Here is a 7,336-nt window from a genome sequence, read left to right as displayed (position 1 = left end):
GAAAAATACTTACTAAGGCGTTTTTTATTTGGTGATATTTTTTTCAATATCATGCAGCAAACGATGCAACATTGCCGTGTCTCGTTGCTCTAAAAGCCCCAGCCGTTGTTGTAACCAGTCGACCAGTTTTGTGTCATCTGCCACTGCCAGGGTCGTCAGCAATGACATGGCTCGTTCGCGTAAAGCTTGCAGTTGATGTTGGTCTGCCGTTGTGTCACTTTTGGCCGGTTGTTGTATTAATGTTGCTAATTGATAGCAATAAACCATCACCGCCTGCCCCAGATTGAGCGAAGGATAATCTGCCACCATCGGCACACCAGTAAGAACGTCAGCCAAGGCTAACTCCTCGTTAGTCAGCCCGGAATCTTCGCGACCAAACACCAGCGCTGCATGGCTCATCCACGAGGATTTTTCCTCTAACAGCGGCACCAGTTCCACCGGCGTGGCGTAGTAATGATATTTCGCCCGACTGCGTGCAGTGGTGGCGACAGTGAAGTCGACATCGTGTAACGATTCAGCCAGAGTTGGGAAAACTTTAATATTATCAATAATATCACCAGATCCATGTGCGACCCAGCGGGTAGCTGGCTCCAGGTGTGCCTGACTATCGACAATTCGCAGCTCGCTAAACCCCATCGTTTTCATTGCCCGCGCCGCTGCCCCAATATTTTCTGCTCTGGCGGGTGCGACCAGAATAATCGTTATACGCATATTGACACTCTTCTTGACCTAATAACCGCGCACAGGGTGATCATTGTCAACTTATTACGCGGATCGAATTTACAAACCCTTAACGTAAGTCGCAGAAAAAGCCCTTCACTTAACTTAAAAAAGGCTAAACTATTTCCTGACTATACTAATGGTTGAATTGTTAAAAAATGCTACATATCCTTCTGTTTACTTAGGATAATTTTATAAAAAATAAATCTCGACAATTGGATTCACCACGTTTATTAGTTGTATGATGCAACTAGTTGGATTATTAAAATAATGTGACGAAAGCTAGCATTTAGATACGATGATTTCATCAAACTGTTAACGTGCTACAATTGAACTTGATATATGTCAACGAAGCGTAGTTTTATTGGGTGTCCGGCCCCTCTTAGCCTGTTATGTTGCTGTTAAAATGGTTAGGATGACAGCCGTTTTTGACACTGTCGGGTCCTGAGGGAAAGTACCCACGACCAAGCTAATGATGTTGTTGACGTTGATGGAAAGTGCATCAAGAACGCAATTACGTACTTTAGTCATGTTACGCCGATCATGTTAATTTGCAGCATGCATCAGGCAGGTCAGGGACTTTTGTACTTCCTGTTTCGATTTAGTTGGCAATTTAGGTAGCAAACATGCAGACCCCGCACATTCTTATCGTTGAAGACGAGTTGGTAACACGCAACACGTTGAAAAGTATTTTCGAAGCGGAAGGCTATGATGTTTTCGAAGCGACAGATGGCGCGGAAATGCATCAGATCCTCTCTGAATATGACATCAACCTGGTGATCATGGATATCAATCTGCCGGGTAAGAACGGTCTTCTGTTAGCGCGTGAACTGCGCGAGCAGGCGAATGTTGCGTTGATGTTCCTGACTGGCCGTGACAACGAAGTCGATAAAATTCTCGGCCTCGAAATCGGTGCAGATGATTACATCACCAAACCGTTCAACCCGCGTGAACTGACTATTCGTGCACGCAACCTGCTGTCTCGTACCATGAATCTGGGTACTGTCAGCGAAGAACGTCGTAGCGTTGAAAGCTACAAGTTCAATGGTTGGGAACTGGACATCAACAGCCGTTCGCTGATCGGCCCTGATGGCGAGCAGTACAAGCTGCCGCGCAGCGAGTTCCGCGCCATGCTTCACTTCTGTGAAAACCCAGGCAAAATTCAGTCCCGTGCTGAACTGCTGAAGAAAATGACCGGCCGTGAGCTGAAACCGCACGACCGTACTGTAGACGTGACGATCCGCCGTATTCGTAAACATTTCGAATCTACGCCGGATACGCCGGAAATCATCGCCACCATTCACGGTGAAGGTTATCGCTTCTGCGGTGATCTGGAAGATTAATCGGCTTTACCACCGTCAAAAAAAACGGCGCTTTTTAGCGCCGTTTTTATTTTTCAACCTTATTTCCAGATACGTAACTCATCGTCCGTTGTAACTTCTTTACTGGCTTTCATTTTCGGCAGTGAAAACGCATACCAGTCGATATTACGGGTCACAAACATCATGCCGGCCAGCGCCACCATCAGCACACTGGTTCCCAATAACAGTGCGCTATCGGCAGAGTTGAGCAGTCCCCACATCACACCATCCAGCAACAACAGCGCGAGAGTAAACAACATGCTGTTGCGCCAGCCTTTTAATACCGCCTGCAAGTAAATACCGTTCATTAACGCCCCTATCAGGCTGGCGATTATCCATGCCACGGTAAAACCGGTATGTTCAGAAAGCGCCAGCAAGAGCAAATAAAACATCACCAATGAAAGCCCCACCAGTAAATATTGCATCGGGTGTAAACGTTGATCGGTAAGCGTTTCAAAAACAAAGAAGGCCATAAAAGTCAGCGCAATCAGCAAAATAGCGTACTTAGTCGCCCGATCCGTTAATTGGTATTGATCGGCTGGCGTCGTCACTGCGACGCTAAACGCCGGGAAGTTTTCCCAGCCGGTATCATTACCTGAAGCAAAACGCTCACCGAGATTATTAGCAAACCAGCTGCTTTGCCATTGCGCCTGAAAACCAGACTCGCTGACTTCCCGTTTGGCTGGCAGAAAATCACCTAAAAAACTGGGATGCGGCCAGTTGCTGGTTAAGGTCATTTCGCTATTACGCCCGGCAGGCACCACAGAAAGATTGCCGGTACCGCTTAAATTCAGCGCCATATTCAGCTTCAGGTTCTGCTTCCGCCAGTCCCCTTCGGGTAAAGGGATATGCACGCCCTGCCCGCCTTGCTCTAACCCGGTACCGGGTTCAATGGTCAGCGCCGTTCCGTTAACGTCAGGTGCTTTCACCACACCTATACCACGCGCATCCCCGACGCCAATCACAATAAATGGCTTGCCTAAGGTGATATTTGGCGCATTGAGTTCGCTAAGACGCGAAACATCAAAATCGGCTTTTAGCGTTAAATCACTATGCCAGACCTGACCGGTATAAATCCCAATCTTGCGTTCTTCCACGTTCTGATTGCCATCAACCATCAATGACTCAGGTAACCAAAAATGGATAAAACTTCGTTTCCGCTCCACGGTTTTATCCTCTTCCTGCACCGTATAAAGCTCGGTCACAGGAATAGCGATGAGCGGTCCAACAAGTTTCTGCGGCCCGCTGGTACTTTGCCGAATCGCATCTTCCACATCGCTACGGTAATCGGCACGTTCGACAATCACCTGCCGAATCAGCATTATCGGAATCAACAACAGCAATACTGCACCAAACAGGGTGGTCATTTTCCAGAACAGGGGGGATTTCAACATAGTCTTCTCCTTTGCAATGACCGCAGGTTACAAAGGCTATGTGGGAAGAATTTGAAGCTATGTGAAGTGACGGTGAAGTCGAAGCGAGGCCAGAACCACGGCAGCCTGACGACTGCAAATTGAAAACCGGCCCTGTTCGTCCTGTTGTTGCCGCACGCCCCGCAGAATATGTATGCTCTGAGGACCTGTTTTATTAAGGACTCATCCCCTTATGTTGACCCGCAAAAGTATCGATACAGTTCTGCTCTCTGTTGGTGCTGAGAAGCTCTCACAACGTGAATGGGACTGGATGAAGATGCTCAAACCCATGGACCCACCACCTGCGATGGTCGCTGCCTCCATCCTGGAGCACCGTGGCGACACAGCAGCCCTTACCCTGCTACAGGATACCGGGGGTTAATCCGTCCTCATGTTATCCGGTTTTACTCCCCGCCCTCTGAAACGCCTGTTCACAGCCAACCAGTGCTGGACGTCCTTCCTGGATGCGGGCGGTCTGCGCGATATCGAGGTTGAGGCTGTCACCAAAATGCTGGCCTGCGGCACGCGGATACTGGGCGTGAAGGAATACAACTGCGATAAACCTGACTGTCCCCACGTCAGATACGTCACTAACTCATGTGGCAGCCGTGCCTGCCCGTCCTGCGGAAAAAAGGCCACAGACCTGTGGACAGCGACACAGCTGAATCGTCTTCCTGACTGCGACTGGGTACACCTGGTCTTCACCCTGCCGGCCACGCTGTGGCCGGTGTTCGAAAGCAACCGTTGGCTGCTGAATGACGTGTGCCGTCTGGCGGTGGAGAATCTGCTGTATGCCGCCCGAAAACGGGGGCTGGAACCCGGTATCTTCTGCGCCATCCACACATATGGCCGTCGTCTCAACTGGCATCCGCATGTACATGTGTCAGTAACCTGCGGGGGGCTGAATAAGCACGGTCAGTGGAAAAAGCTGAGCTTCCTGAAAGACGCGATGCGTTCGCGGTGGATGTGGAATATGCGGCAGTTGCTTCTGAAAGCGTGGTCAGAGGGGATGGCGATGCCGGAGTCGTTGTCACATATCACGACGGAATCACAGTGGAGAAGCCTGGTGCTGAAAGCCGGCGGAAAATACTGGCATGTGTACATGTCGAAGAAGACGGCCGGCGGGCGGAATACGGCACGCTACCTGGGTCGTTATCTGAAGAAGCCACCAATAGCGGCTTCCCGGCTGGCACATTACAACGGAGGGGCAAGCCTGAGCTTCCGTTACCTGGACCACAAAACGGGAGAAACGGCGACGGAAACACTGACGCAGCGGGAGCTGGTCGCGAGGCTGAAACAGCACATCCCGGAGAAGTTTTTTAAGATGGTGAGGTACTTCGGGTTCCTTGCCAACCGGGTGTGTGGAGAGAAGCTGCCGAAGGTGTACCGGGCTCTGGGGATGGATAAACCGGAACCGGTGGCGAAAGTGTGCTATGCACAAATGGTGAAACAGTTCCTGAGTCGTGACCCGTTCGAATGCGTGCTGTGTGGCGGCCGGATGGTATACCGCCGGGCCCTTGCGGGGCTGAATGTATCAGGGCTGAAGAAAAACGCGCGGGATATCAGTCTGCTGAGGTATATGCCGGCCTGACGCAGGCTAAGTGTGCCCAGGAATTGGTGCAGGAATAAAAAACAGCCTGTTGCGGTATAAGAATCGACCATGCAGAGAGAGAAAACACCGGAGTGGTGGGAAAAGCAGAAGAGCTCACGTGGCATAAGGCGTGGACAGCGGTATCGTCTGGTTTTTCAATTTCCTATACGTGCACGCCACCTTCCTGCACGTTGTGCAGCGTGACTTCGCCGTTAAACAAACGGGCGACCTCACTGACGAACGCCAACCCCAGACCGCTGCTTTTTTGCCCATTTGCACGCGGCAAAGAGTAAAAGCGTTCAAAAATACGTGAAAGCGCGTAGTCAGGAATACCACTACCGGTATCCAGCACCTTAAGCGTGACGTGTTTCTGCTCCACTTCGGCGCTTAGCGTTATACGACCGCTCTCGGGGGTAAAATCGATGGCGTTATCCAGTAAATTCCCCAGCGCCTGCTCCAGTAACGTCGGTTCAGCAGCAACATTAACCTCGGTGGGCATAACATGTAGAGTGATGTTTTTTTCCGCCAACTGCACGGTGCGCGCTTCGCTGACGCGGCGAAATAATGCCGCCACATCAACAGCAGTCAAAACGACTTCCTGACGATTCTCCAGTCTTGCCTGGCGTAGTAACGTTTCCACCAGTGCCTGCATTCGCGCATTTTGCGTCAGAATGTTGTCGGTAAAACGAGCCACCACTTCCGGCGGCGGACCTTCGCGTAAAATTTCCGCCGCTCCACGAATCGCCGCCAGTGGGCTTTTTAGCTCATGAGTTAACGCATAAACATACTGCTCAATATAGTTTTTCCCTTCCAGCTTCACGCGCATACTTTCCAGCGCCTGCGCGAGTTTACGCAGCTCGCTACTACCGAGATCGGGGAGAGGAACGGGCTTATTGTCAGTGACAGAATCAGCATAGCGAGTGAGCCGGGCAATGGAGCGGTTGATCCACCAAACCATGCCTGCGCCAATCACCAGTGCAATCCCCAACAAAATGGCGCTGGCCCATAAAATTCGCCGCTCGCTGCGCTTAATGACCGGAGCCATCGCCGCGTTCGGTTTGCCTACGCTCAAAACGCCAATAAGCCGCGAGCCGTCCATAATTGGCGCGGCAACATACATCACAGAACTTTCGGGATCGTCAGGATTTTGCAATGTGCTGCGCGCACCATACTGACCACGCAACGTTAGCCAGACGTCATTCCAGCGCGAGTAATCCTGTCCAACGGCTTTATTTGCCGAATCGAACAATACTTTGCCCTGCGCATCGGTCATATAGACATGATATTCATTGCGCACTTTGTTAATGCCACCGATATTGGCGCGAAACGGGCGATGTTGTAGCTGATTAAACGCCTGCGCCAGTTGCCCATGCGTTGGATCACCAGAGAGCAAATCAGAACGCGCCAGCTCTGCCAGCAATGTTGCGGTGTCGATCAACGTTCCCTCCGTTGCTCTTCGCACGCCCGGTTTAACTTCTTTGACAAAAATTGCCAGTACGAACCAGGCCGCCACTGCCACCAGTAAAAAATAGCCCAGCAACAACCTCATGCCGATACGCATTACAGTCCCCTCAGGCTATATCCCATGCCGCGATGAGTATTAATCGGGGAAAGATCGGGGTTAATGGCGCGCAGCTTGGCACGCAGCGTTTTAATGTGGGTATCGACGGTGCGATCGTAGGTGTCCTGCGCATCTTCCCACACGCTATCCATCAGTTGCTGGCGGGACCAGACGCGGCCCGGCGACTTGAGTAATGTTTTCAGCAGCAAAAACTCATACCGCGTCAGCGTTAATGGCGTGTCAAACCAGCTGATCTGCGCCGCAGGTTCATTCAATTCAAAATGACCAATACGGATAACGGGAGACGGCGTCGAGAACTTCCTCACCCGACGCAGTAAGGTGCGCACTCTGGCGCACACTTCGCGAGGTGAAAACGGTTTAGCCACGTAGTCGTCAGCGCCAATTTCCAGCCCAAGCAGGCGATCGACCTCTTCACTTCGGGCCGTCAGGAACAGTACAGGTAACGCCGGATGGAGCGCCAGTAACTGGCGGCACAATTCAAAGCCGCTGATATCAGGCAAACCAACATCGAGAATCATGACATCGGGAACCTGCTGGCGAGCTTTATCCAGCACCGGCAAGCCTCGCTCAAAGACCTCGACGTCAAAACCTTCCTGTTGCAACATGTAGACTAGCGTGTCGGCTATCCCTTGCTCGTCTTCTACTAACCAGACCGTTTCCCGTTGCATAG

The 7,336-nt window shown here is 51.3% G+C and carries 8 protein-coding genes; 3 read left to right on the top strand and 5 right to left on the bottom strand.

Annotated elements, in window-relative coordinates:
• Nucleotides 1–24: 24 nt before the first annotated feature.
• The gene (locus QUF14_RS27135) at nucleotides 25–711 is read right to left on the bottom strand and encodes a tRNA/rRNA methyltransferase (protein ID WP_001223153.1); all 687 of its coding nucleotides are present in this window, start codon (nucleotides 709–711) and stop codon (nucleotides 25–27) included.
• A 399-nt stretch (nucleotides 712–1,110) separates the two neighbouring features.
• A complete protein-coding gene (gene yjjY / locus QUF14_RS27130) occupies nucleotides 1,111–1,251 on the bottom strand; it encodes a YjjY family protein (RefSeq protein WP_001303782.1) in 141 nt (46 codons plus the stop codon).
• Nucleotides 1,252–1,346: 95 nt separating this feature from the next.
• Here yjjY and arcA point away from each other — a divergent pair, with 95 nt between their 5' ends.
• Entirely contained in the window at nucleotides 1,347–2,063 is a 717-nt protein-coding gene (arcA, locus tag QUF14_RS27125; RefSeq protein ID WP_001194358.1) for a two-component system response regulator ArcA, read from the top strand.
• Between the two features lie 59 nt (nucleotides 2,064–2,122).
• On the opposite strand, the gene creD is transcribed toward arcA, so the two are convergent.
• Nucleotides 2,123–3,475, bottom strand: a complete 1,353-nt coding sequence (creD, locus tag QUF14_RS27120) for a cell envelope integrity protein CreD (RefSeq protein WP_000920348.1) — start codon at nucleotides 3,473–3,475, stop codon at nucleotides 2,123–2,125.
• A gap of 211 nt (nucleotides 3,476–3,686) precedes the next feature.
• On the opposite strand from creD, the gene QUF14_RS27115 reads away from it, so the two are divergent.
• On the top strand, nucleotides 3,687–3,875 hold the full coding sequence (locus QUF14_RS27115) for a hypothetical protein (RefSeq protein WP_000957850.1): 189 nt from the start codon (nucleotides 3,687–3,689) through the stop codon (nucleotides 3,873–3,875).
• Between the two features lie 9 nt (nucleotides 3,876–3,884).
• Nucleotides 3,885–5,084: an IS91 family transposase gene (locus QUF14_RS27110; protein ID WP_100733723.1), complete on the top strand. Its 1,200-nt coding sequence runs from the start codon at nucleotides 3,885–3,887 to the stop codon at nucleotides 5,082–5,084.
• Nucleotides 5,085–5,247: 163 nt separating this feature from the next.
• On the opposite strand, the gene creC is transcribed toward QUF14_RS27110, so the two are convergent.
• Both creC and creB read right to left on the bottom strand, forming a co-directional pair.
• A complete protein-coding gene (gene creC, locus QUF14_RS27105) occupies nucleotides 5,248–6,645 on the bottom strand; it encodes a two-component system sensor histidine kinase CreC (RefSeq protein WP_100733585.1) in 1,398 nt (465 codons plus the stop codon).
• The gene (gene creB / locus QUF14_RS27100; RefSeq protein WP_001188688.1) at nucleotides 6,645–7,334 is read right to left on the bottom strand and encodes a two-component system response regulator CreB; all 690 of its coding nucleotides are present in this window, start codon (nucleotides 7,332–7,334) and stop codon (nucleotides 6,645–6,647) included. Before creB ends, creC begins: the two co-directional genes overlap by 1 nt.
• Between the last annotated feature and the right edge of the window lie 2 nt (nucleotides 7,335–7,336).

Origin of the sequence: Escherichia sp. HH091_1A (assembly GCF_030295175.1) — a bacterium.
Lineage (GTDB): Bacteria > Pseudomonadota > Gammaproteobacteria > Enterobacterales > Enterobacteriaceae > Escherichia > Escherichia coli_F.
The sequence above is the reverse complement of the archived record's forward strand: the minus strand, read 5'-3'. Positions and strand labels throughout refer to the sequence as shown.

Coding starts and splice junctions, on each gene's coding strand:
- arcA (WP_001194358.1), top strand. CDS start 1,347: ATGCAGACCCCGCACATTCTTATCGTTGAAGACGAGTTGGTAACACGC.
- creC (WP_100733585.1), bottom strand. CDS start 6,645: ATGCGTATCGGCATGAGGTTGTTGCTGGGCTATTTTTTACTGGTGGCA.
- creD (WP_000920348.1), bottom strand. CDS start 3,475: ATGTTGAAATCCCCCCTGTTCTGGAAAATGACCACCCTGTTTGGTGCA.
- QUF14_RS27110 (WP_100733723.1), top strand. CDS start 3,885: ATGTTATCCGGTTTTACTCCCCGCCCTCTGAAACGCCTGTTCACAGCC.
- QUF14_RS27115 (WP_000957850.1), top strand. CDS start 3,687: ATGTTGACCCGCAAAAGTATCGATACAGTTCTGCTCTCTGTTGGTGCT.
- creB (WP_001188688.1), bottom strand. CDS start 7,334: ATGCAACGGGAAACGGTCTGGTTAGTAGAAGACGAGCAAGGGATAGCC.
- yjjY (WP_001303782.1), bottom strand. CDS start 1,251: ATGACTAAAGTACGTAATTGCGTTCTTGATGCACTTTCCATCAACGTC.
- QUF14_RS27135 (WP_001223153.1), bottom strand. CDS start 711: ATGCGTATAACGATTATTCTGGTCGCACCCGCCAGAGCAGAAAATATT.